A 24652-nucleotide genomic window follows, 5' to 3' on the forward strand; every position below is an offset into this window, starting at 1 on the left:
AAAAGTGATGGCTATTCTGCCTGATCTGTTATGAGGGTCAATAACTGTTTAATTGGAGGTGTGATCCATTTCTTCTTTTGGTACACAAGCTGCGTCCATAAAGTTAATTTCTCATGGTGAAGTGGTAGCTCAACCAGCTTACTCTGCTTCAATTCCTCTTCCACCGTAATCTTAGGTAGTAGCGCAATTCCAAGACCATCTGCTACACATTGTTTGATTGCTTCTAGGCTAGTAAATGATATAACAGAACGAATTTCCACCCCTTCTTCACGAAGCAAGTCTTCAAACAAAGTGCGGTATGAACAGCCTTGTTCTGTTAATATTAGCGTTTCCGTTGCAAAGTTCTGAAGATCCAGATGAGACTCATACGTTAGGGGATGACCAGATGGTGCAATAACGACGAGTTCCTCTTTTCTTATTGGAATTGTAGTTAAGTTTGGATGATTTACATACCGATCCAAAAGGATGGCTACATCGAACTTGGCATCGATTGTTCCTTGTTTTAAATTCGGGCACAGGCCTGCTTCTAACTGAATCATAAGCTCTGGGTGTCTCTCTTTTAAAGCTTTTATATATGGGGTTATGAAGTAGGCAGCGAGTGACTCAACTGTTCCTATTCGGATCGTTCCTCGTACTGAATGGGCTTCTGATAAGCGTACTTCTGCTTCATCTAACAGATCCACAACTTGTCTTGTGTAATAGAGAAGTTCTTCACCTGAAGAAGTAAGGCGCATTCGTTGTCCTACTCGTTCAAACAACTTCACTCCATAATAATCTTCTATCTTTTTAATTTGTGTCGTTACGCTTGATTGCGCATAGCCTAAAGTGTCTCCGGTTTTCGTATAACTACCGGTTTTGACTACTTCGTGAAACGTTTCAAAGAGCTTAAGATCCATTCTGAACCTCCATCATTTTTTATAATATGTAGTATCATTTATTATAGATAACATCGATAGTTTTAACAATGATACACTTTAGTATAAAGGAGTGAAACGATGAAGATTTTAACGATTCTAGGAAGTTCGCGACGCGGTGGTAATACCGAATATTTAGTAAATGAAATGATGGATGGAATTCAACATACTGAGCTTTTTTTAGGTGATTATAAGCTCGATCCGATTATCGATGAGCGTCATAGCGAGAAAGGATTTACTCCTTCTTCAGATGATTATGAATTGGTTTTAGAACAGCTGCTATCTCATGACATCATCGTGTTTGCAACGCCGGTTTATTGGTTCGGAATGTCTGCTCAGATGAAGATTTTCTTTGATCGGTGGAGTCAGTATTTAAGAGATGAGCGCTTTAACATGAAAGATTCATTGAGGGAAAAGCAAGCTTATGTAGTAACTGCTGGTGGAAGCAATCCTCATATCACGGCCCTTCCTCTAATTCAGCAATTTGGACATATCTTTGATTTTGTAGGGATGAATTATACGGACTATGTGATTGCCAAAGGTGTAAAGCCAGGGGAAATTAAATCAGACATTCTTGCACTAGAAAAAGCGAAACAGTGGAACGAACATTTTAAGAGCTTAGCGTAAAGAAGCCTCTCCCGCTTAGTGGGAAAGGCTTCTTTTTTAATATATGAGATTCTTATAAACGATTAAAACAGTTTTGAGGCCATTTTCGCTAACCAGGCTGTTATAACAGCAGCATACGTACCAACGACGTTACCTAAAATCCCCATAAGTTAGCCTACCGGAGCAAGAGCTAGTTAGAAGTCTGAGGCGACAACCGGTGCTGAGCTTGTTCCTCCAATACTGCCTTAATCATTGGTCTCAATCCATAACTAAAGATCTATAACGATTATCCTTCCTCTTCAAACCTCTCTTTTACTTCTATCCGTTTATCCAAAGCTTCTATAAGGCCATTTGGATCTTTTACCTGATTCAAAATAATATTATACATAGGATATCCCATTTTCATGTTTAATCTAGACATACGTTTTACTTTGTTGGGCATTTGCTCCTCATATTTCTCTTCATTTGCCAACTCCAGACCGAGGAACTTATTTCTATGAATTTCATAAGGAAGAACTCCAACAATATCCTCCCATGAGATGTGAACCGCCTCTTGATTCGTCACATATAAAGTTAGCTCTTGATCCGTCATAATGACATAAGGATTCGGGTTTACTACTTTCTTGATGTAAAGTACACCAACAAATAACAAAAGTAGAGCCCCTAGAAGAACGATAGACCCAATTAAGCCATCACCATCTAAAAAGACAGAGTATGACACCGCTGCACATACGGCGCTAATTAAGAAGCAAGCAAAAGTTAAAGCAATCAGTTTTCCTTTTGAATAGTAAAAATAAAGTTCTTCCATCTTCAACACAAACCCTTCTTGGAATGTTTTGGTTATGAATCACTTATCAATACCCGAATCCTTCAATCAGAAACACATTTTTTGTAAATTTCCACACAAAAGCCCGGCAGAGACAACTCTCTCTACCGGGCTTTTTGGACTTTCACACTGTAAAGCACCACTGCGTGTCTGGCACCCTTCACCTCTTTACCGCACTGACGCGTGCCTGGCACGCTTTACTCTACTAAAGTTCATCAAGAAGGTGGCAGGCGGCGGTATGGCCTGTTGTTTCGGCTGTTTGGAGCTGTGGGGTTTCGCTCGCGCAGCGGTCCCAGGCGAACGGGCACCTTGTATGGAATGGGCATCCTGATGGAGGATTTGATGGGCTTGGAAGATCTCCCTCCAAGACAATACGCTCCCGCTTCGCTCTCGGATCTGGTACAGGCACAGCGGATAAGAGTGCTCGTGTATAGGGGTGCTGAGGATTCTGGATGATCGACTCACGATCCCCAATTTCCACTAGTTTCCCTAAGTACATGACGCCAATCCTGTCTGATATAAAATCAACTACGCTTAAGTCATGGGCTATGAACAAATACGTTAAGTCGAATTCATCCTGTAGATCTTTCAATAGATTTAAGACCTGTGATTGAATTGACACATCTAATGCAGATACAGGTTCATCGGCAATAATCAATTTCGGCCTTACTGCTAAAGCACGAGCAATACCAATTCGCTGTCGTTGTCCCCCACTGAATTCATGCGGATAGCGTTCTGCAACCTTACGAGGCAACCCAACTGTATCTAATAGCTCGTATACTCTTGCATCAATGCCGTTAGCTGTTTCCATTTCATGAACGATTAACGGCTCAGCAATAATATCTCTAACCGTCATACGAGGATTCAAGGAAGCATAAGGATCCTGAAAGATCATTTGAAAATCCTTCCTAGCTTTCTTCAATTCCTTGCCTGACAATTGATCCATCCTCTGGCCATCAAAGGTGATCGTCCCTTCTGTCGCCTCAAGCATTTGCATAATCATTCGACCTGTTGTTGATTTTCCGCAACCCGATTCGCCAACAAGCCCAAATGTTTCACCAGGCTTAATATCAAAAGACACACCGTCTACGGCTTTAACAACTTGTTTCGAGCTCTTGCGAAATCCTTTTTGACTAACGAAATGCTTCTTTAAACCATCAACTTGTAATAGCGGTTCCTTCATTCTCAAGCCTCCTCTCGCTCATGCAACCAGCACCTGTTCTCACCATCGAATAATGGCGGTTCCTCTTCCCAGCAATGATCCATGACAAATGGACACCGGTTCGCAAACTTACACCCTTTTGGTCGGTCTTCCACTGTAGGCACTTGACCTTGAATAGAATCTAAACGATCTTCTTTTGCCCCAAGCTTTGGAATTGAGCCAAGAAGCCCTTTTGTATAAGGATGCTTCGGATTCTCAAAAATTTCATAAACGGTCCCCTGTTCCACAATGCGGCCTGAATACATAACTGCCACTCGGTCACACATCTCAGCAATGACACCTAAGTCATGCGTGATAAAAAGAATCGACGTGTTGTGCTCCTTTCTCATGTTGCGCATCACGTCTAAGATCTGCGCCTGAATCGTTACATCAAGTGCCGTTGTCGGTTCATCAGCAATTAACACTTTCGGATCACACGACATCGCCATTGCAATCATCACGCGCTGACGCATTCCTCCTGAAAGCTGGTGAGGGTATTCATTCATAATTTCCTCTGAACGAGGAATCCCTACCTGATTCAGCATATGAACAGCATGTTTCCTCGCCTCCGTCTGACTAATACGCTGATGCTCTCGAATCGCTTCGATCAGCTGCTTCCCTATTTTTAATACCGGATTAAGAGACGTCATCGGTTCCTGGAAGATCATCGAAATGTCATTCCCTCGAACTTTTCTCTTTTGACGATCGGTGAATTTCAATAGGTCTTTTCCTTGGAATAGAACCTCTCCACCCGTTACTTCTCCTGGCGTTTCATCCAGCAGTTGCATTACAGATAAGGAGGTTACACTTTTACCACTTCCGGACTCCCCAACGAGACCAACGATTTCACCAGGATACAAGGATAGATCAATCCCCTCCACAGCCGGAATCGTTTCGCCGTCAACGCGGAAGCTTGTATACAGTTGATTAATGGATAAAATGGGTTCTGTCATCGTACTTCTCTCCCTTCGCTACGGCTAATCACGTATTTTTGGATCGAGCGCATCACGCAGTCCGTCCCCTAGTAAATTAAAAGCAAGCACCGTTAGGAATATCGCAAGCCCAGGGAAAAACGTAACATGCGGTGCATTATTTAAATAATCACGTCCATTACTAAGCATCGCTCCCCACTCTGGTGTCGAGGGATCAGCACCTAGTCCCAAGAAACTAAGTCCAGCCGCAATTAAGATGGCAGATCCAATACGCATCGTGAAATATACAATGAGTGTCGACACGGTACCTGGGAAGATGTGTTTCATAATCACTCGAAAGTGAGAAGAACCGATGGATTGGGTCGCTTCCACATAAAGCGTTGATTTAATGGCTAGTGTGCTACTTCTGATAATACGGGCAAAGACAGGTACACTGAAAATTGCCACGGCCATCACAACATTAAAGAGTCCAGGCCCTAATATCGCAATGATCCCAATTGCAAGCAGCATACCAGGGAATGCGAGCAAGACGTCCATCACACGCATAATGGCACTATCCACCCATTTGCCAAAGTAACCACTAATAATCCCTAAGATCGTACCTAACAAAGCGCCTATAAATACAGACGATAATCCAACTGATAGAGAGATCCATGCGCCATGAAGAATACGACTGAAGATGTCCCTACCGAAGTCATCCGTACCAGCGAGATGTTGCCACGAAGGTCCTGATAGAAGATTGTCATAATCGTATTCTTGGGGGCCATAAGGAGCGATCCATGGGCCAATAATGGCAACGACAAATAATAAAAGCAAAAAGATCCCTGCTGCGAAGGAGACTTTTTGTTTCTTAAATGATTTCCAAAATTGTTGGGTCGGTGTCACTTTCTTCTCCTGCTGCTCTTCCTTTTGAGTCGCTGCTTCCGCCATTATGAACCCTCCTCGTAACGTATTTTTGGATTTAAGAAGCCATATAACAAATCAACTAATAGATTAATAAGCAAGAACTCGAGCGAGAATAATAGAATCTCTGACTGAATCACAGGATAATCTCGAGCTGTAATGGAATTGATTAATAGTCTTCCAAGGCCTGGCCAGCTAAAGATCGTTTCCGTAATAATGGATCCACTCAATAAGAAACCAAACTGTAATCCAGACATGGTGACAACTGGAATAAGTGCATTTCGGACTGCATGTCGATTAATCACTTTAAATTCGGTCAGCCCTTTTGAGCGCCCAGTACGAATGTAATCTTCTTTTAACACATCCATTAAAGAGGATCTGGTGAAGCGAGCGATAATGGCCGCCACCCCTGCACCTAGCGTAAAGGACGGAAGAATATACGTTTCAAAACCACCAATCCCTCCTGTCGGGAACCAGCCTAGCTGAACAGAGAAGAGTTGAATCATCATAAGTCCAAGCCAAAAGGACGGGATTGAAACACCAGATACCGCAAGAAACATAGACAGGTGATCTGGCCATTTGTTTCGTTTAACAGCAGAGATTACACCAATTAAAAGGCCAAAGATAAGCGCCCAGGCCATGCTCGCTAAGGTGAGGCTAAGAGTTGGACCAAAGCGCTCGACTAACATGTCTAAAACAGGACGTCCTGTCACAATGGACTGTCCTAGATCTCCTTGAAAGAGATTGGCCATATAGTCAAAATACTGCTGATACAGGGGTTGATTTAATCCATACTTTTCACGAATATTTTCTATTTCTTCTATGGTGGCGTCCGTTCCGGCAATCAGCCTAGCCGGGTCACCAGGTATTAAGTGAACGAACATAAATGCAATAAGAGATATAACAAACAACAACGGAATCATACCCAATATCCGCTTCACACTATACTTCAGCATGAGCTCCCCTCCTTTTTTTACGCATATAAGCAATGAAAGAGGCTGAGCTAATCGCTCAACCTCTTCTTGGTTATTCCGATACGATTTCTGCTTGTTTAAGATCCATTACGCCTGAAGAAAGCATCGTTAAGCCTTCAACATAATCTTGCTTTCCGTAAAGGATGTCTGGTACTGCAAGAGGTACCCAAGGGGACTCATCCCAAATAATTTTTTGCGCCTCAGCGTAGTATTCACCGCGCTCTTTGTCATCAGCAGTGGATAATCCTTTTTGAAGCAGTTCATCCACATTTTCATTCTTATAGTAAGCTGTGTTATAAGCGTCAGGCGGGAAAGAATTGCTGCTAAATAGCGGGCGCATACCCCAGTCTGCATCTGCTGTAGATGGAGACCAGCCTCCGTTATAAAGTTCTAATTCAGCATCTTCAGGGTTGTCCACTCCCCAAATTTTGTCGCCTAATGTTCCGCCTTCCATTGGTACAACATTTAATGTTACGCCAACTTGGCTAAGCTGCTGTTTATAGAAGGACATCATTTTTTGTTTCAATGAGCTTGTGCCGCCCCAGATCGTTGTTTCAAAACCATCCGGATAACCCGCTTCAGCTAATAATTCTTTCGCTTTTTCTGGGTCATATTCGTAAACCTCTTGTTCTTCGTAGTGCTGTGTATTCGGTGCGATGACTGATTTCGTCTGAGTTGCATAGCCATCGTAAACCACTTTAATGTATGCTTCTTTATCGATTGCATAATTCATTGCCTTACGAACTTTCGGATCTGTAAATGGTTCTTTCATTGTGTTCATTGAGAAATACTTCACAACAAGAGATGGTTTCGTTTCGATGGAAACGCCCTCTTCTTCCTTCAATGTTTCAACCTGGTTTGGTGCTACAGGGAATGCAAAGTCTGCTTCTCCTGTTTGAAGCATCGCTACGCGAGAACCACTTTCAGGTACTGGTTTAAATTCGATCTTGTCTACCTTTGGCAGTCCTTCCTCGCGGTACTCTTCGTTCTTCTCAACCGTTAGATGATCGCCACTTTTCCACTCTACGAATTTGAATGGTCCCGTACCTGCTGGGTTACGAGCAAGATCCTGATTGCTTTGTTCTAAAGCTTTCGGACTAATCATACCGGCAGCCGGGTGTGCAAAGTTATTCGGCATCGCTCCAAATGGTTCTTTTAATGTTACTTTTACTTCATATTCACTAAGGACTTCTGTTTTCTCAACGAGTTCAAATAAAGACGCACGGCGAAGCTGGCTCTCCGGATCTGATAAACGATCTAAGTTTGCTTTTACAGCTTCTGCGTTGAACGGCGCTCCGTCATGGAACGTAATGCCTTCTTTTAATGTAAATGTAAATTCTGTGGAGTCTTCATTTGCACTGTACTCTTTCGCTAGCACAGGAACGATATTCAAATCCTTATCAAATCCTAGCAACCCTTCGTATATAGCAGACTGCGCAGAGTATGATTGGTTGTCGTTCGTGTCATGCGGGTCTAAACTAGTAAAATTACTCTCCACCGCAATCGTTAATCCTTCTTCACTAGAAGGAGGTGTTTTTTTGTCATTATTTTTTGATGATGATGTGTCTTCCTCCGTGTCTCCACCGCTGCTGCAACCTGCTACAACGAGTACTAGAACAAGAGATAAGACCGTAAGTAAGCGTGATAACTTCAAAAATGACTCCCCTTTGTAATTTTTTAATTGATTATGAACCATTACACTAGCTATACTTAATAGTATGTAATTCTTATCAAATTACTTGGATTTTATAATAGAAGTTTCGAGTTGTCAAAACAAAAGTTTTAAAAAAAATGAACAAAAGGAGTTTACTCCCTATGAAACCACTTATTGGAATATCAGGAAGTATTATTATAGACCAGGGTGGCCGGTTCCCTGGTTACGACCGCGCTTATGTAAATAATGATTATGTTCAATCCGTTCTACGTGCAGGTGGAGTGCCATTTATTCTTCCAGTTCTTGAAGACGACGAAACCGTTCGAGCGCAAGCTTCAGCCATGGATGGGCTAGTTCTTTCAGGAGGACAAGATATAAATCCACTGCTTTACAATGAAGAGCCTCGTCCAAAGCAAGGCTCCCCTTTCCCAGAACGTGATCACTCTGAAGCGATCCTTGCAAAAGAAATGATCCGTCAAGGAAAGCCAGTGTTCGCTATATGCAGAGGCGTTCAAATCTTAAACGTCACTTATGGAGGTTCGTTGTATCAGGACGTATCGTATATGGACGGGGAACCATTAAAGCATGATCAGTACAACAAACCGTGGCAAGAGTCTCATACAATTACAACAGAACCAGACAGCGTAATGCGGGAACAATTTGGCGAGAAAACCATTACCAACTCCTTTCATCACCAATCGATTAAAGATGTCGCACCAGGGTTTAGAGCTACAGCATTCGCAGCAGACGGTGTCATCGAGGCGATTGAAAAAGAGGATGGAGAAGGATTTGTGATCGGCGTTCAGTGGCACGCGGAAATGATGACTAGAAAGCATGAACGAATGCAAAAGCTTTTTAATCGTTTCGTTCAGGAAGTCATTCAAGTTAAAAAATTCTGATACCTTATTGCATGATGACCATATTTTAGGTATAGTATAGAGAAAATTATATTTAAACACTTTCTTATTTCTTATTCAGAGAAGCCGAGGGATCTGGTCCGTTGACGCTTCAGCAACCTATCTTAAATGATGTGGTGCTCCTTCCAGCAAGTGATGCGTCACTTGAAAGATAAGAAGAAGTGCACCTTACCCATAAAAGGCTCTTCTTCTGAAGAGCCTTTTTTTAATGCCATGAATACGTTTATGCACTAAAGCACTGAAAGGTGTCTGGCACGCTTTCACCCACTAAAGCATTGATGGGTGTCTGGCACGCTTTACTATACTAAAGGAGTTGAAGGATACTTATGAGACGCTATCAGGTAGAAACAGAATTTGCACAGACGGGTAACCGCAGTGAGAGTACAACAGGAACGGTTAATCCTCCATTATATTTGTCAACGGCTTACCGTCATGCCGGTGTCGGTCAATCAACTGGATATGATTATGTTCGTACAGGAAACCCGACTCGTAATCTATTAGAGGATAAAATCGCTCAGCTTGAAAGCGGGCGTGAAGGATTCGCTTTCAGCTCAGGCATGGCTGCAATCCAAGCTGTCTTTTCAACCTATGAACCAGGTGATCACTTCATCGTAACTCAAGATGTGTACGGTGGTTCTTATCGTTTATTCGAAACACACTTTAAGAAGTTTGGACTTTCTTTCTCTTATGTGAGCGGGAGTAGCAAAGAAGAATTTGAAGCCTGTATCAACTCGAATACAAAAGGCTTCTTTATTGAGACACCAACCAATCCCCTTATGCATCAAGTAGATATAGAAGAAATGTCTGAGGTTGCTAGGAAGCACGAGCTTCACCTCATTGTAGATAACACATTCTATACACCCTATATCCAGCGACCAATTGAACTGGGGGCCGACCTTGTCATTCATAGCGCGACCAAATATATCGGTGGTCATAATGATGTTTTGGCGGGACTTGTAGTCGCTAAAGATGAAGACATTTGCACTTCTCTTCGTCTTGAACAAAATGGTTCCGGAGCTGTTTTATCTCCATTCGATAGCTGGCTTCTCATGCGCGGGCTGAAGACACTTCCCCTTCGAATGAAACAGCATGAGCAAAATGCGAAAGAACTCGCCTCATTTCTATCGGATCATCCGCTTATTCAAGATGTGCTTTACCCAGGGCGAGGTGGTATGATTTCCTTCCGTGTTACTGAAGAAGCATTAGCTCCTAAGCTACTAGAATATTTTGAGCTTGTAACATTTGCTGAGAGTCTTGGTGGCGTTGAGACCTTCATTACCTATCCAGCTACACAAACACATGCAGACATACCAGAAGAAGTTCGTTCAAGTTACGGAGTCTGCAACCGATTGCTACGTCTTTCTGTAGGAATTGAAGCGATCGAAGATCTAACAGCTGACTTCCAACACGCTCTTGAAAAAGCAAACCAAAGCCTAACTACAACAAACTAACCAAAAAAAACGTGCCAGACCCACGTCATCACTTTAAAAGAATGACGCGTGTCTGGCACCCTCTATGTCTTTAGAGCAGTGAAGGGTGCCAGACACCCTTCACTGCTTTAATGCATGAAATCCACCTGTTAGATTTTTCCGATCATGGTGGTTGCTACTTCTGTTATAAATGCAGGGTAATCGATGTCTAGTAATATTTCACAATAGTTATTAAAGTCTTCGTTTACTTGAGGTTGATCCCGGAAATCTGCAACACTTACCCCGGTGGTCAGGTAGGAAGACTCTTCAACGGTGACGTTACGCTTCACACTTTTAAATAAAGAGGGATTTGTAACGTAAACAATTGTTAATAAATCATGCATAGGAGCTCCGTTTAGAGAAGGCTTTTGCTTCTTATAAAAATCATAGTAAGGCTCGTATAATTGCCCAATTAAGGAGCCGATCTCTGTTATAGATTCACTTTGAATACTCTCGACAAGACTAGGCGTTATAATTCCTTTCTTAGAAACATTTAAGGGGATTAGCACAATTTTATTCGGCCCTGTATTATCTAAAACGACGTTTGCTGCCACAGGATCTCCGAAGAAATTTGCCTCAGCATAAGGAGTCACATTGCCTGGCACTAAAAAAGCTCCTCCCATTATCACAACTCTTGCTATCTTCTTCATCCTCTCAGGAGAAGTAATATAAGCCATTGCTAAAGACGTAAGACGCCCCATATTCACAATGACCAAATCCTCTATTTCATCGATGATTTCAAATACTTTATCAAAGTTTGATAACGTGAATTTCTCGATTTCCGTTTGGATATTTCCCAAGCCGCTTAATCCATGAATCTCCTCATAATACGTAGGCTCATCCCCAGAAAATGACCGTGCAGCCCCACTAATCAGAGGGATATTCTCTTTGTTCATTTGCTTTAATACGTAATAAGCGTTCCGTGTAACCTTCTCTTTAGAAACGTTCCCAAACCCTGCCACAACTCCAACGACACGAATATCTGGATGATTAAATGCATACAAGAGCGCAAACGTATCGTCCACTCCTATATCAGTAAAGATCAGCACATTTCTCACACCAGACCACCTTCTTTTCATCTTTTTACACTGTATGTTCATATATAAAAATCGTGATAACCGCCCAAGTGTTAAACATAAATTAAAAATCATTTCAAGTAGTAAAAAAGAACCATTTTATACAATAACTCACACGGATATGTTTCTAATATACCTTTTAAGGAAATGAGAGGATTAAGTTATTATTTCAAAAAAGGATGGATGCGTTATGCAACAATCAGGACTTTGGCTTACAATCGTTTCTTGTATTTTATTCATGGCTTTGGTCGCTTACATATCTTACAAGAAGACAAAAGGTAGTACTTCAGATTCTGCTGGTTATTTCTTGGCTGGGCGTGGCTTGACCGGAACAGTTATTGCTGGTTCTCTCCTCTTAACAAATCTTTCAGCGGAACAGCTTGTTGGTCTTAACGGACAAGCCTTTCGTACAAACTTAACGAACATGGCATGGGAAGTTACAGCTGCTTTTGCCATTGTACTTCTTGCTCTCTATCTTTTACCTAAATATATGAATGCGAATATTACAACACTGCCTGAGTTTTTAAGTAAACGTTTTGATGAAGGGGTACGACGCTATACCGTTATACTCTTTATGTTAGGATATGTGTTTGTCACAATCCCTTCTATGCTTTACTCTGGCGCTCTAGCTGTATTGAAACTGTTTGACATCCCTTCATTATTAAACTTATCTTATACACAATCGGTGTGGTTAATCATTTGGGTGATCGGAATCATCGGTGCCATTTACGCGATTTTTGGTGGATTAAAAGCGGTAGCAGTCTCAGATACGATCAATGGAATCGGTCTCTTAATTGTCGGCGCAATTGTGCCAATATTAGGAATCATCTCATTAGGGAATGGTGAGTTCTTTAGCGGAGTCCAAACTCTAACAACAGAAAATCCTGAAAAGTTAAACGCAATCGGCGGCCCAAATGATTCTGTACCATTTGGCACCATCTTCTCAGGGCTACTATTTGCGAACATGTTCTACTGGGCAACAAATCAATATGTAATCCAGCGCACATTAGGTGCAGGAAGTTTAAAAGAAGGACAAAAAGGGGTCATCTTCTCTGGTTTCTTTAAACTATTAGTTCCTTTCTTTATGATGATTCCTGGTGTAATCGCCTTCCATCAATATGGAGGCGAGCTGCAGTCAGTCGATTTAGCTTATCCGACACTTGTAGCAAATGTACTTCCTTCTTATATGAACGGCTTTTTCTTAGCCGTATTACTTGGAGCTGTGTTAAGTTCCTTTAACTCTCTATTAAACAGTGCGTCTACAATGTTTGCTTTTGATATCTATAAAACAAGCATTAATAAAAATGCTACAGATCAACAAATGATTCGAATTAGTAAATGGGTTGGAACTGTTATCGCATTAGCGACCTTCTTTATTTCACCTATGCTTTTAAATGCACCAAATGGGTTATGGGACCTGATCCGCAAATTTACTGGGTTCTTTAACATCCCCATTATCACGATTGTATTAATGGGTGTTTTAACGAAGAAGATTCCGGCCTTAGCTGCTAAATCTGTGGTGATCTTCCACGTATTTGCGTATTACTTGATGGTATGGGGCTTCGAACAGTTATTCGGACTAACGGTATCCATTCACTTTATTCACATCTACGGCATTCTATTTGCTACTGAGCTAGCAATCATGCTCATCATTGGATTCGTCAAACCAAGAGAAACTGCCTATGAGATGCCACACAACCCTAGCGTAGAGATGACACCATGGAAATATGCCATGCCTACTTCCATCTTCTTGTTCGCCTGTGTCGGCCAAACCTATATTGTGTTCTCTCCTGTTGGAGTAGCCTATACAGAAGGCATTGTTTCCTCTTACTTCTGGCCAGCAACCGGAGCTCTCGCAGCGCTCACCGTTGTTTGCATGTTGTTCAGCTTAAGAAGCTGGAACGAGAAGTATATGAAGTCCACATCTTCTACTAGCTCTCTAAAACAAAAAGGTAAAAACCTTAAGGAACAATGGGGAACATCATCCTCAAGCGACGGAGTCTATTCCTCCTCTCAGGAACAGTAAATAATCGTTGAACAAAAAAGAGCGCTGATCCCGCAAGGATCAGCGCTCTTTCTACTTAGATAAAGGTGAAGCATCCGCAACAGAAGACGTAACGTCCTCTTTCCTACTTAAATAAACACCTGCGATTAATAAGAATGTAGAGATGAGGAAGATGTACATTCCCGTTGATGCCATATTAACTCGTTCCCCTAACATATTCCCCGTCCTACTTATCATATAGGCTATGATGGATACTGAGCCTCCGATTGCGCTACCATACCCAGTGAATAAGCGAATCGATCCCCTTCTAATTACTTGGAAGACAGGATACATGAAAAAAACTAAGAATATATATCCCTGCTGCTGAAACCCATTTTGAGATAAGATCCCTGCATCTACCCATGTAAAGAAAAATGATAGAACCGCCATTGCTAATGCTAGTAAAATAAGCTTATTACCCCTATTTATCGCATTCATGCTCACCTTGCCCCATCTCCTATTCATTCAGTTCCTTTTGCCCATTATACCTAAGTTTTCATTAAATACAAAATACACCCTACTACTAGACGTTTTAATAGGGTACAACCGTACATTTTAAGTGGTACTAGAGACAATCTCCTATACCAAATACATTGACCAACATACTCTATTAGTACCTTCGGGTAATCTAAAAAAGGAGTTGAAATTATGAGTTGTTGTGGTAAATCTGGTAAGGATCGTTGTGTATGCGATAAGGTGAGAGAAATTGCAAGAGTACAAGACGCTGTAGACAATAACTGCTGTGAGAGCGGTTCATGTCACCGATCTATTCAAGACCTTGTCTCTCCTACAGGGGGAGACGGAAGAGACACGATTCCGTTCGTCCTTCTATGTGGATGTGAAAACACGTTTGCAGGTTTATTGCCTTACTTTGCGTGGGGAGTTAAGAAGTATAACGGCTGTTCTGGCCTTTACCCTTCTCCATTCTTCCGTGTTAAGCGATTCGTTGAAGGCAAACGCTGCTGTGCGATTTTAGAACTTCTATACCCTGAACGTTGTGGTAGTTCTTACTTTAAGTATAGCAACTTCTTCCGTACAGGGATCTGTGTTGAAGTTGATTTGAGTAAGTTTACAGGCATCACTTGCTTCCATCCTGTAGCTGCATTAAATGCTAGCGAAGCAGACATGGATGCTGGTGCCGAGTTGGTTCAACAATTAAAGTCCGACCCTTCCATGATGGGTTCACTATCTTCAGAAGACTAATTTAACCCCCATGTTCTCCTTTCTTTATATACGGATCGGGCAAACCACTCCCCTGGTTTGCCCTTTTTTAATTTATAGAATACCAGACCACTTCTACACACTAACGCAAAGAAGCGTGCCAGACACCCTGCTTTGCACTAAAGCACTAAACGGTGTCTGACACCCTTCTCCGCTTTAAAGCTGCACATACTAAAAGCCTGTCCCAAATGGGACAAGCTTTTAGGTTGATCTTTATTTATGCGGTTTGTGTTTCTTCGTTTGGATCTTCTTTCTTCCACATAAACTTGCCCGTGTAACCATAAATAAGCGCAATGATGATCGAAACAAAGCTCATCCACATAAATGGAAGATAGGAAAACGTTGAAATGCCTAGTGTTGCGGCCATGTAAATACCGTTATCTGACCAAGGCACCATGCTTGAAGTCATTGTTCCGCCTACTTCTGTGTTACGACTCAATGTATCGCGTCGATATCCTAAAGAATCATAACTTCTTTCCATAATCTTAGGGGTTAAGATCAGCGATACATACATAGCACAGCCAAATACGTTCGAGAAGAACCCAACAAGTAGCGTAGAAGAAGTAAGACTACCACCAGATTGAATCTTATTAATGAACGCATCCATTATAACTTGAAGTACTCCAATCTTCTCAAGCAAACCTCCAAATCCTAAACCAAAGATAATCACAACGATGGAACCTAGCATACCGCTAATTCCTCCGCCAGCTAGTAGCTCATTGATGAAATCAATATCTGACGTAATATTGAAGCCACTGTACGCTGTGCTAATCGCATCAGCAAGCCCCATACCCTGAAAACCAATCGCCCAAATAATACCAAGCAATGCACCGAACGAAATGGTAGGAATAGAAGGCTTCTTCATCACCAATAAACTAATAACAATAACCGCCGGTAGTAACATAAAGCCGTTAATGTTAAATACATCATTTAATGAAGCCATAATAGAATTTACTTTATCAAGGTCAGCTTCACCGCCCCCATACATAAATCCTGCAATCGTAAACAAGATGCCTGTAATGACAAAGGCCGGAACGTCTAAATAAAGCATTGATTTGACGTGTTGAATGACGTTTACTTTCGACATCGAAGCTGTCAAAACTGTACTATCCGATAACGGAGATAGTTTATCTCCGAAATAAGCACCAGAAAGAATAGCACCAGCAACCATCGGAAGAGGCATTCCAAGACCTTCACCGATTCCCATCATGGCAATTCCAGCTGTACCTACTGTTCCCCAAGATGTTCCTGTCGCAAGGGCAGTAACAGAACAGATTACGAGGGTTGCTAATAAGAAGATCGCAGGATTAATAAATTCTAAACCATAATAAATGAGTGTCGGAACAACACCACCAGCAATCCACGTTCCAACTAACGCCCCAACAGCCAGCAGAATAAGCACTGCTTCAAGACCATTCGAAATTCCTTTAATCATCGCAGCTTGCAAATCATCATACGTGTATCCAACTAGTAACCCTAGACCAATGACAACAAATAATGAAATAAATAAGGCCAACTGAATCGGCAATTCATAGATTGTAAATGAAAATACAATCGCTAGAAAGATCGTCAATACACTAATAACCTCAAGCAACGAGGGTAATCTTGCTTGCCCCATTTTCATCCTCCTTCACAAAAAAAGCCTATCCCTATTAATGAAGAATGGCAGTTTCGTATAAAAATTCATTCATATCGAGGAATTATACCATAAGTTAGAACGACAAGAATCTATTTTTTTAAGGAATTAATAATTTTTATCATTGAAAGCACTTACATTTGCCAGGACTTCCCCCTCCTCCCGAGAAAAATAAGAGAAAAAATAAAATATTCAGAAAAAGGGTTGTTTATGTATAACAATCCGTATAGAATACATCTTACATTCAATTTTCGAGAGGAGGCTAGGCGATGGTTACATTTTTTGCATCCATCATGTTACTACTATTAGGTTATTTCGTTTATGCAAAGGTGGTGGAACGAATTTTTGGGATCAATGACGAATCCCAAACCCCCGCTTACGCAAACAACGATGGCCTTGACTATATGCCGATGAGCTGGTGGAAAGCGAGTTTAATTCAACTCTTAAACATCGCCGGCCTTGGACCCATCTTCGGCGCAATAATGGGAGCTCTTTACGGACCAGTTGCTTTTATCTGGATCGTAGTGGGATCTATTTTTGGAGGAGCCGTTCACGATTATTTCTCAGGTATGTTATCCATACGACATAACGGAGCACAGTATCCTACAATTGTCAGAAAGTACTTAGGAGAATACGCAAGTTCTATCATAAACATCCTATCAATCGGACTTATGATTTTAGTGGCTGCGGCTTTCACAGCAGGCCCAGCCCAACTTATGGCTGAAGTGACACCACTTGGATTTATGGCATCACTACTTGTCATCTTTGCTTATTTCTTACTAGCAGCCGTTTTGCCAGTAAACAAAATCATCGGGAAAGTTTATCCAATATTCGGTGCCATCTTAATCTTCATGGCTGTATCAATCGGAATCGGACTATTTTTCTTTGATAATCCAATTCCAAACCTAACCGTACAAAACTTACACCCAGGCGAACTACCAATGTGGCCACTTCTTATGGTTACCGTTTCTTGCGGTGCAATCTCAGGATTCCATAGTACACAAAGTCCGATCCTAGCACGCACACTGAAAAAAGAAAGCGAAGGTCGTAAGGTATTCTTCGGCGCAATGATTGCAGAAGGCGTAATCGCTCTAATCTGGGCAGCTGCTGGTATGACATTCTTCGGTAGTACAGGCTCGCTACAAGCCGCTCTTGACGCCGGTGGCCCAGCAGGTGTTGTAAACGAAATCAGTACTTCAACTCTTGGAGTATTTGGCGGGGTACTTGCCGTAATTGGCGTAATCATCCTTCCTGTTACAACAGGAGACACAGCACTACGCTCTTCTAGAATGATGCTTGCAGATTTAATTGGAAGGATTCGCAAGAAGGAGCTAGCAGGTGGTAAACTAAGCACACTGTTCTTAATCGTCCCTGTCGCTCTTCCTACATTCTTCTTAACACAAATTGATTACAGTTTCCTTTGGCGATATGTAGGCTGGTCTAACCAGGTTGTTGCAACCGTCATGCTTTGGACCGCGGCCATGTATTTGTTACAAAATCAAAAGTTCCACTGGATCTGCTCCGTCCCAGCCTTGTTCATGACAGCTGTAGTAAGTACCTACATCTTCTACGCACCAGAAGGTTTCGGATTACCTTACACTGCGTCCATGATCATCGGCTCCGCCATCTGGTTAGCCGTTGTAGCCTGGTTCGTCATCCAGATCTTGAAACAAAAAATGCACAAACCTGCCGTAGACGTAAACCGTCACGCAAGCTAAAAAAAGCCCACGGCGCTCCATTAACAAAGCATAGACTAGACTGAGCTAGAGTAGAGAAAAAAGGTGTCAGATTCCCTATCGAATTAAGGAATTTGGCACCTTTATTATGGCAAGTTTAACACCGCTCCTTAAGTTTGTTAGGAACTCTGCAGATATTTCGTATGTTTTCGTTACTGCAAATATGGAAAAGGTGGGCCTGGAAACTGCGAGACTCCCGTGGGCAGAAGAGCCTAGGTGAGCCACAGGAAAGCGAGTGGTTTCCAGGCCCGCCTTATACTCACCCAAAGTTAACGGAAACAATTCCCCCCTATCACGGCAATAGATCAGACAAGGGAACAAGATCTGCCTTACTTTTAAAAATCGGAATAAATTCGCTCAGAACAGAAACCATTTTCTCACCAGCAATCCCCACATGCCCAATAGCAATAAGATCCTGTTCCTCCACTAACTCCTTCTCTACTCTCTTCGCCTGCTTCTTCATATGCTCAATCGAATACACATGATCTAAAAAGATTTCATTCTCTAAATAAGGCACACCTAATTCAGTCGCCAATTCCGGGATTACACTACTTCCTGTAGTTTTACTATCCAAATAGTAAAGTCCATGATTCTTGCATTCTTCAAGGACAATCCGCATGACCCGTTCGCTTGCTGTTGCTTTAGACCCCATATGGTGGTTCATTCCTACCGCGTGTGGCACAGCATGAATCGCATCATGAACGCGCTTCCTGATTTCTTCATCGGAAAGGTCTGTCGTAATCGCACCAGGCCCTAGCCAACTTCGCTTTCCTTTCATAGGCTCCATCGGCATATGAACGATGACTTCATGACCCAAGTAATAAGCACGCTCCGCATCCTCAGCAGTTGTCGGCATAAACGGCATTACAGCAACAGTCAACGGCACTGGAAGCTCTAGCATTGCGTCAGTTCCTCCCATATCATTCCCAAAATCGTCGATTACAATGGCAAGTTCTTTCTTAGAATCCACCGCCCACCCGGTGGTCATACTACCCCATACGACTAACAACACCAAAGCACATAAAATTACTCTCATAACCATCTCGCCTTTCCAGGTATAGTTCCTTTATCTTTTGCGAGATGGTTCAATTACATTCACTACAGAACGAGTAGATTTCACTAGGGGACTCTGCTTAATTCCTAAAGAGAATACAAAAAGACCGCTCCAAAAGCGGTCTTTTCATGTTACATATTCACTTCTTGATAAAGGACACGCTCACCGGTTCGGTCTTTATGAATCTTGTCCACAAGAAGTGTAATGAGCAATCGGTTAGAAGGTTTTTGTTCAAATACGTGTTCAGGGCATTCTAGCCAATGCGAAAATAGACTTGCACTGCCTCGTTTCCATGCTTGTTCGATCGCATGACGAATGGCGCGCTCGACTCGACTCGATGTCGTTCCATAAGCGTTGGCGATCTCAGGGTAAAGAGCCTTTGTCATCTTCTGTAAGTAGATGGGATCCTCGAAGACCAGTAAAGCAGCCTTTTGAATATATTTGTATCCCTTGATATGAGAAGGAACCCCTATCCGTTGCAAGTAATGAATAATAAGCCCACTTACCGGAACACCTTCTAGCTCCTCTTGAGACTCTCGATTCCTTGATTGATTATGTTTAAGACTTTCTACTTCGTCTTCTAATTCTCTAACTTTAGTTTTCAATCCTTGCATATCGTATAATAGCTGTTGTACAACTGTGCGAATTTGTTGTTCTGTCATAATCTAACCCTTTCTAACCTCTTTGTACACTAGTTCAAATGTTTTAGATACGATGTATGATGAATTTCCTCAATGTTCCATTATGCAAAACCGTTACTATTTTATCATATTTTATGTAAATAGAGTGTTGTTTTTCCATTATAATTGCAAATTTACACTAAAAAACATCTTAGAGTATATTCACCCACCTGTATATACGACATTGGGACCAGTAAGTTTCAGATAAATCAAAAAAAGAGCTCATCAAGAGCTCTTTTTTCAAAAGTTAGGCAAGGTAGACCGTAATCGATGTCGCCTTCCCTTCTCTTATTGCTTTGGCATGTGACCCCTCAATTTCTTGTCCTTCAAGGGTTACACGTTCACCATCCTCATACACAATCACACTTTGTTTGACGGTTACTCTGTCATCACCAAATGTATCTTTTCGCTCAGGGTTGATATAGGTCACTTTTGTCTGACCTAAGAACGTAAAGGATACTTCCCCTTCATCAGTAAACAAATCACCTTGAAGAATTGGAGAGAACGCTAAACATAATTCGCCTTCCCTCATAGTGAAAGGACCTTTCCCCATCATCATGTATTTCCACATACTTAAGAATTCAGCCGTTGATCCGCTTAACCTGGCCACAAACCCTTGCCCATGCAAGGTAGGATCAGGATTGACGGAACTTGCAATGAAAGAAGAGTTCTCGAGTGTGCTTCTTCCATAAACTGCTGGATCTAAGAAAGGTACTAAGCTATCATGCATTTCTTCATAAAACTTGTCGTTTAATCCAGCCTTTAGTAAAGATAGCAAATATTTATACGACATATGAAGGAAAATAGATTCCCGTTCTAGCCAACCTGGTGTGAAAGCTTTAATACGACCAATTTCATTCGATTGTCCCTCTAGACTCACAGAAGTCTTAAACATATGAATGTCTTGATCATACAGGTCACTCTGACGAACGAGATCGTGGATGTCCTTTGCATCGTTCATTACTTTCATGGCCCTTGCAGGTCCTTCAAGGAAAGCTGGCAACACGTGTGTATCCCACTTTTTCACGTCAACACGGTCGTAACCGTCTTCACCTTTTGCTCCTTCTATAACCTCATAATCTGAAGCTTCATAATAGAAGTAAGTTGGATAAAGACCTTCACCGAATTCCTTAGCCTTTTCGATCCCTTTTTCAACTTTATTTAAGAAATGAGTAAGTGCTGTAAGGAGATTCTCATGGTCTACAGATTTTTCTTGTCCATCAATTCCGAAGTGGATAGATTCTCTGTATGCCTCACGAAGGGAAGCAACACGATCCCAATATTGGATATCCGTTATCTCTCCATCTTCCCACAGGCGCACATTCTCATATACTCCATGCAGAAGTGTATGCATCTCTACTGGAATCAGAATCCCTTTGTCCACATGTTTTAATGAAGAAACGAGGAATGTTAGGAGTCTTTTCAGTTCATATGTTTCGCTCATGCCAGAACCTACTAAACCAGGTAATCCATTAAGTGCATCATTCCACCCTGGCTTGTTCGCCTCCATCTCAATGCCCATTCCCTCAGCATCTAATAAAGAGAATTTGTTAAGCGCTAATGATGCGAGCTTCACGATTAACGTTGTTTCATAAATTTCGCCTTTGCCATTGTTTGTTCTCAACCAGTTCGTGTCATTACGACTAATGCCTAATTGATTTTCTTTCTCTTCATCTTCATGAACAGCTTCGTATTGTCTTACACCCTTAGGCGTTAACACATACTTCTCTTTTCTTGGAGCAATACGAACCGGGCTATCAAAGAAACGATAACGATCTTCTTCAAACAGCAGTGTGTCTGCTTGATCTGGATAAATCGATAGGTAGTTATCGATCAAGTCCATGTTATACGTCCAGTGATCTACCCAGTATCCTTCACCGAAGCTTGCTTCCATTCTTTGTTCAGCATACTTTAGAACAGAGGTAAACACATCTTCTACATCACCCTTCAGTTTGACCTCTTCGTCTTTTAGGAAGGTCATTAACTTCCCAGGGGTGAAAGGTTGATCTAGTAGAGCATCAAACTCTTCTTGCTTGTTTGCAACGTTTTCTTGTATGATCTTGTCTTTATCTTCAGCTTTAACCTCAAATTGACATCCTTCTACTAACAAAGGATTGTATCCGTCTGCTTGAATAAAGTTCATAAACATGCGAACGTTGAACGATCCGACTTTCGGGTTGAAGTAAAGGTCGTTACGACGGTTTTGATTCATATCCCTGAAGTTTCCGTTCCCTTGTGAATAGTACTCAGGAGCTAGCTTAAAGAAGTTATAGTCCCTTTCAAGATCTCCATGCTTTCTTGAATACACATGATAAATGAAGCCATCTCCTCCATTATCTAAAACAAGAGGTAAGCCGCCCCGAAGAACATTATCAAGGTAACTTTGGCGGCAATACTGATCAAATATTGGGGATGAGGTCTTCGTTTGAATTGCACTCGTTAGATCTTCGGCAAGTAGTCTTGCTTCTTGTTGCTTCTGATCGATAAACTGTGTTTGCGTTAGAGTATCTTGTTTTCGATGAATCTTTTCAGCATCGGATACGTGTCCAATCAACGTATTAAGAGGTAATGTACCTCCCTGATCCAGCGTTTTCTTCACAGCTGAGAAACCACACGGAACTTTATTGGTCGCACGCTGAACGGTGCTTAGAAGTTCATCAACGGACTCCGTTAAGAATCTTTCAGGAAATTGAAGGGACTGTTCACTTCCAAAGATGACATTCGCATCAATAATTGGGGATAAGAGGTGCTCATCTTCTGAAAATGATAGATAAAAGTGGCCTCCCTGTACCTCACGTACCTCGGCAACGTCTTCCATACTTGCACGAACTTTATAGTAAGGAATGCGACTCTCCAGGTTAAACACTTCCATCCAACTGCGAGTCAGATTTCCTACTTCTTTATAAGCAGCGTTCGTAACTCCGTATGGGAGAATTTCAGGTAAGCCATCAATGACTTCAATGTCTCGCTTCTCAGATCGCAAATTCACAATCTCCACTCGTCGTACTAGGGCGGCAAAGTCCTCTCCAGGCATCGTGAAGTACACAACATTGACTTCGATTCCATGCCCGGTGTGAACCTCCTGGATCCGAAGCTCATTCGCTTCGACTGTCATTTTTCGCTCGACAGTATCCATCCCTGCTCTAGGGGAGAACGGCTCATAGACCTCACCGTCACATTTAATAAACGTACGAAAACCCGTATTCGTCACATTTTTATAAGCAATGGAAGCTGGTGAGAATTCCATAATCGGGGTATCCTTATCCTGTATACCAAAGCTACAAATCCCCTGCCCTCTGTTTACATAGAAAGCCCACATTGGAATCCCATCCAAACCAGCTATGCCAGGTAAAAAGCTTGAGAAAGGCTTTGCTTTATCATATTGACCAATTTCGAATCGATCCTTCTCATCAAAGCCATACGTTATACCTTCCATGATCCTTTCCATGAAAACCTCTCCTTTACTGTGCATCTTGTTCCCAAATGTACGTCGCTATGGAATGAGCGGGGAGTTCTCCTTGGAACGCTTTTTGTTCCCGAGTAACCGTGAATTCCTCTTGATCATCGGATTCATTCATCACAACCATTACAAGGGACCCATCCTCATTCAAGAAAGCTGTAGACTGTAATGATTTATGACTTATATCAAGCCCCACTCTTACAGCTCCGGGACGTATGTACTTGCTAAAATGACCAATATAATAGAAGGAACTGTTGTAATGAACTTCACCTGTTTTCGTATCAGCGATAATGGGAGCATCACACAGATTCCCTACATGGTTTGGCCCACCTTCTTCATTTAAGACCATATTCCAATCGATATATCCTTCTGTCCAATTGTTAAGGTCGCCAATCATATTGCGGCCGTAACGCTCACCTGTAAACCATTCTCCAAGCTTCACGCCACCTTCCTGGCATCCTTCTGTGAACAATAAATGCTTATCTGGGAATCGATTGTGCACTTCCCCAACATTTTCAAACGCTTCGCTTACGTACCAATGAAATCCTGTGCCCCATACATACTTAGCAGCTTCAGGATCTTCTAATATTGTGGAAGCTCTCTCGACCATAATATCGCGATTATGGTCCCAAATAACAAGTTTCAAATCTTCTAACCCTTCACTTACAAGAGTTGGTCCTAGGTGATCTTTAATGAAATCACGCTCTTCTTCTGCAGAATAAATACAAGAGTCCCACACCTGGACAGCTGCTGGTTCGTTTTGAACCGATAAGCCCCATATATCAACTCCAGCTTCGCGGAAGGCATGAACAAACTTTGCATAATACTTTGCCCACGCATCTCTGTACTGTGGCAAAAGCTTTCCGCCGTTATTCATCTCTCCGTTACTTTTCATCCATGCAGGAGGGCTCCACGGGGAAGCTAGCAGCTCAATGTCTCCGCCTTTTTCCTTCATCGCATCTTTAACAAGGGGAAGGACCCATTTATGCTCTCTTTCGATCGAAAATGTAGTAAGGTCCTCGTCTCCCTCTTCTACATACGTATAGTTCCCAAGAGCAAAATCACAACTGTGGATTGCCACTCTTCCGATCGTATACCCTAGTCCTTCTTCTGGATGGAAGTAGTTCCTAATGACTTCATCCCGTTTTTCTGGAGAGATTTGACTTAATGTGTAGGCTGCTGCCTCTGTGAACGCTCCCCCGAAACCGAGAATCTTTTGATACTGTTCTGTTGTTTGAACAGTAAGATCCCCCTCCTCGTTAAAATCAACGAGAGGGAGAAGTTCTTTTTCAGTTAATCTGTCTCCAGTGTCTTTAGAAGTTAAAATCGTTCGAACCTTTGACATGTTT

20 protein-coding genes and 1 riboswitch are annotated in these 24652 nt (G+C 42.0%); of the genes, 6 read left to right on the forward strand and 14 right to left on the reverse strand.

From position 1 onward, the window contains the following. Positions 1-11: 11 nt before the first annotated feature. Positions 12-896: a LysR family transcriptional regulator gene (locus tag IEW76_RS09670; RefSeq protein WP_188653262.1), complete on the reverse strand. Its 885-nt coding sequence runs from the start codon at positions 894-896 to the stop codon at positions 12-14. 99 nt (positions 897-995) lie between these two features. Here IEW76_RS09670 and IEW76_RS09675 point away from each other — a divergent pair, with 99 nt between their 5' ends. Further along, entirely contained in the window at positions 996-1541 is a 546-nt protein-coding gene (locus IEW76_RS09675) for a flavodoxin family protein (RefSeq protein WP_188653264.1), read from the forward strand. Positions 1542-1806: 265 nt separating this feature from the next. On the opposite strand, the gene IEW76_RS09680 is transcribed toward IEW76_RS09675, so the two are convergent. The 6 genes from IEW76_RS09680 to IEW76_RS09705 all read right to left on the reverse strand — a co-directional run bounded on the left by IEW76_RS09680 (position 1807) and on the right by IEW76_RS09705 (position 8010). Further along, positions 1807-2328 carry an STM3941 family protein gene (locus IEW76_RS09680; RefSeq protein ID WP_308422065.1) on the reverse strand — a complete coding sequence of 174 codons (522 nt, stop codon included), beginning with the start codon at positions 2326-2328 and terminating at the stop codon, positions 1807-1809. A 223-nt stretch (positions 2329-2551) separates the two neighbouring features. Continuing rightward, the gene (locus IEW76_RS09685) at positions 2552-3529 is read right to left on the reverse strand and encodes an ABC transporter ATP-binding protein (protein WP_188653268.1); all 978 of its coding nucleotides are present in this window, start codon (positions 3527-3529) and stop codon (positions 2552-2554) included. Between the two features lie 2 nt (positions 3530-3531). Next, complete coding sequence (locus IEW76_RS09690; protein ID WP_188653271.1) at positions 3532-4500, reverse strand: ABC transporter ATP-binding protein; 969 nt, start codon at positions 4498-4500, stop codon at positions 3532-3534. A gap of 24 nt (positions 4501-4524) precedes the next feature. Continuing rightward, positions 4525-5409, reverse strand: a complete 885-nt coding sequence (locus tag IEW76_RS09695) for an ABC transporter permease subunit (protein ID WP_188653273.1) — start codon at positions 5407-5409, stop codon at positions 4525-4527. Continuing rightward, positions 5409-6338, reverse strand: a complete 930-nt coding sequence (nikB, locus tag IEW76_RS09700; RefSeq protein ID WP_188653275.1) for a nickel ABC transporter permease — start codon at positions 6336-6338, stop codon at positions 5409-5411. Before nikB ends, IEW76_RS09695 begins: the two co-directional genes overlap by 1 nt. A gap of 70 nt (positions 6339-6408) precedes the next feature. Next, positions 6409-8010, reverse strand: coding sequence for a glutathione ABC transporter substrate-binding protein (locus tag IEW76_RS09705; RefSeq protein ID WP_188653277.1), 1602 nt, complete (start codon positions 8008-8010; stop codon positions 6409-6411). A 161-nt stretch (positions 8011-8171) separates the two neighbouring features. On the opposite strand from IEW76_RS09705, the gene IEW76_RS09710 reads away from it, so the two are divergent. Together IEW76_RS09710 and IEW76_RS09715 are read left to right on the forward strand one after the other, a co-directional pair. Further along, on the forward strand, positions 8172-8909 hold the full coding sequence (locus tag IEW76_RS09710; RefSeq protein WP_188653279.1) for a gamma-glutamyl-gamma-aminobutyrate hydrolase family protein: 738 nt from the start codon (positions 8172-8174) through the stop codon (positions 8907-8909). A 68-nt stretch (positions 8910-8977) separates the two neighbouring features. Next, positions 8978-9085, forward strand: a riboswitch (SAM riboswitch). A 168-nt stretch (positions 9086-9253) separates the two neighbouring features. Continuing rightward, positions 9254-10378 carry a methionine biosynthesis PLP-dependent protein gene (locus IEW76_RS09715; protein ID WP_188653281.1) on the forward strand — a complete coding sequence of 375 codons (1125 nt, stop codon included), beginning with the start codon at positions 9254-9256 and terminating at the stop codon, positions 10376-10378. A gap of 128 nt (positions 10379-10506) precedes the next feature. On the opposite strand, the gene IEW76_RS09720 is transcribed toward IEW76_RS09715, so the two are convergent. Beyond that, on the reverse strand, positions 10507-11454 hold the full coding sequence (locus tag IEW76_RS09720; RefSeq protein WP_188653283.1) for a nucleoside hydrolase: 948 nt from the start codon (positions 11452-11454) through the stop codon (positions 10507-10509). 208 nt (positions 11455-11662) lie between these two features. Between IEW76_RS09720 and IEW76_RS09725 the strand changes: the two genes are divergently transcribed. Then, a complete protein-coding gene (locus tag IEW76_RS09725) occupies positions 11663-13498 on the forward strand; it encodes a solute:sodium symporter family transporter (protein WP_188653285.1) in 1836 nt (611 codons plus the stop codon). 51 nt (positions 13499-13549) lie between these two features. Here the strand turns inward: IEW76_RS09725 and IEW76_RS09730 are convergent, their stop codons facing one another. Beyond that, on the reverse strand, positions 13550-13960 hold the full coding sequence (locus IEW76_RS09730) for a hypothetical protein (RefSeq protein WP_188653287.1): 411 nt from the start codon (positions 13958-13960) through the stop codon (positions 13550-13552). Positions 13961-14164: 204 nt separating this feature from the next. Between IEW76_RS09730 and IEW76_RS09735 the strand changes: the two genes are divergently transcribed. Then, positions 14165-14719, forward strand: a complete 555-nt coding sequence (locus IEW76_RS09735) for a CotY/CotZ family spore coat protein (RefSeq protein WP_188653289.1) — start codon at positions 14165-14167, stop codon at positions 14717-14719. A gap of 235 nt (positions 14720-14954) precedes the next feature. On the opposite strand, the gene nhaC is transcribed toward IEW76_RS09735, so the two are convergent. Next, complete coding sequence (gene nhaC / locus IEW76_RS09740; protein WP_188653291.1) at positions 14955-16355, reverse strand: Na+/H+ antiporter NhaC; 1401 nt, start codon at positions 16353-16355, stop codon at positions 14955-14957. A gap of 287 nt (positions 16356-16642) precedes the next feature. Here nhaC and IEW76_RS09745 point away from each other — a divergent pair, with 287 nt between their 5' ends. Further along, entirely contained in the window at positions 16643-18091 is a 1449-nt protein-coding gene (locus IEW76_RS09745) for a carbon starvation CstA family protein (protein ID WP_188653293.1), read from the forward strand. Positions 18092-18401: 310 nt separating this feature from the next. Here the strand turns inward: IEW76_RS09745 and IEW76_RS09750 are convergent, their stop codons facing one another. From IEW76_RS09750 to IEW76_RS09765, 4 genes are all read right to left on the reverse strand, one after another. Then, complete coding sequence (locus IEW76_RS09750) at positions 18402-19145, reverse strand: divergent polysaccharide deacetylase family protein (protein WP_373285974.1); 744 nt, start codon at positions 19143-19145, stop codon at positions 18402-18404. Positions 19146-19294: 149 nt separating this feature from the next. Then, a complete protein-coding gene (locus IEW76_RS09755; protein WP_188653297.1) occupies positions 19295-19825 on the reverse strand; it encodes a sporulation initiation factor Spo0A C-terminal domain-containing protein in 531 nt (176 codons plus the stop codon). Between the two features lie 265 nt (positions 19826-20090). Continuing rightward, positions 20091-23291: a cellobiose phosphorylase gene (locus IEW76_RS09760; protein WP_229721190.1), complete on the reverse strand. Its 3201-nt coding sequence runs from the start codon at positions 23289-23291 to the stop codon at positions 20091-20093. 13 nt (positions 23292-23304) lie between these two features. Continuing rightward, positions 23305-24648, reverse strand: a complete 1344-nt coding sequence (locus tag IEW76_RS09765; protein WP_188653299.1) for a glycoside hydrolase family 30 protein — start codon at positions 24646-24648, stop codon at positions 23305-23307. Positions 24649-24652 lie beyond the last annotated feature (4 nt).

The organism is Pontibacillus salipaludis, assembly GCF_014642405.1.
Classification (GTDB): Bacteria; Bacillota; Bacilli; order Bacillales; family BH030062; genus Pontibacillus; species Pontibacillus salipaludis.

What these genes read in the sequence shown, in the direction of transcription:
- IEW76_RS09690 (WP_188653271.1), bottom strand. Translation starts at nt 4,500, where the DNA reads ATGACAGAACCCATTTTATCCATTAATCAACTGTATACAAGCTTCCGC.
- IEW76_RS09735 (WP_188653289.1), top strand. Translation starts at nt 14,165, where the DNA reads ATGAGTTGTTGTGGTAAATCTGGTAAGGATCGTTGTGTATGCGATAAG.
- IEW76_RS09675 (WP_188653264.1), top strand. Translation starts at nt 996, where the DNA reads ATGAAGATTTTAACGATTCTAGGAAGTTCGCGACGCGGTGGTAATACC.
- IEW76_RS09755 (WP_188653297.1), bottom strand. Translation starts at nt 19,825, where the DNA reads ATGACAGAACAACAAATTCGCACAGTTGTACAACAGCTATTATACGAT.
- IEW76_RS09750 (WP_373285974.1), bottom strand. Translation starts at nt 19,145, where the DNA reads ATGAGAGTAATTTTATGTGCTTTGGTGTTGTTAGTCGTATGGGGTAGT.
- nhaC (WP_188653291.1), bottom strand. Translation starts at nt 16,355, where the DNA reads ATGGGGCAAGCAAGATTACCCTCGTTGCTTGAGGTTATTAGTGTATTG.
- IEW76_RS09745 (WP_188653293.1), top strand. Translation starts at nt 16,643, where the DNA reads ATGGTTACATTTTTTGCATCCATCATGTTACTACTATTAGGTTATTTC.
- IEW76_RS09725 (WP_188653285.1), top strand. Translation starts at nt 11,663, where the DNA reads ATGCAACAATCAGGACTTTGGCTTACAATCGTTTCTTGTATTTTATTC.
- IEW76_RS09710 (WP_188653279.1), top strand. Translation starts at nt 8,172, where the DNA reads ATGAAACCACTTATTGGAATATCAGGAAGTATTATTATAGACCAGGGT.
- IEW76_RS09760 (WP_229721190.1), bottom strand. Translation starts at nt 23,291, where the DNA reads ATGGAAAGGATCATGGAAGGTATAACGTATGGCTTTGATGAGAAGGAT.
- IEW76_RS09715 (WP_188653281.1), top strand. Translation starts at nt 9,254, where the DNA reads ATGAGACGCTATCAGGTAGAAACAGAATTTGCACAGACGGGTAACCGC.
- IEW76_RS09685 (WP_188653268.1), bottom strand. Translation starts at nt 3,529, where the DNA reads ATGAAGGAACCGCTATTACAAGTTGATGGTTTAAAGAAGCATTTCGTT.
- IEW76_RS09765 (WP_188653299.1), bottom strand. Translation starts at nt 24,648, where the DNA reads ATGTCAAAGGTTCGAACGATTTTAACTTCTAAAGACACTGGAGACAGA.
- IEW76_RS09680 (WP_308422065.1), bottom strand. Translation starts at nt 2,328, where the DNA reads ATGGAAGAACTTTATTTTTACTATTCAAAAGGAAAACTGATTGCTTTA.
- IEW76_RS09670 (WP_188653262.1), bottom strand. Translation starts at nt 896, where the DNA reads ATGGATCTTAAGCTCTTTGAAACGTTTCACGAAGTAGTCAAAACCGGT.
- nikB (WP_188653275.1), bottom strand. Translation starts at nt 6,338, where the DNA reads ATGCTGAAGTATAGTGTGAAGCGGATATTGGGTATGATTCCGTTGTTG.
- IEW76_RS09695 (WP_188653273.1), bottom strand. Translation starts at nt 5,409, where the DNA reads ATGGCGGAAGCAGCGACTCAAAAGGAAGAGCAGCAGGAGAAGAAAGTG.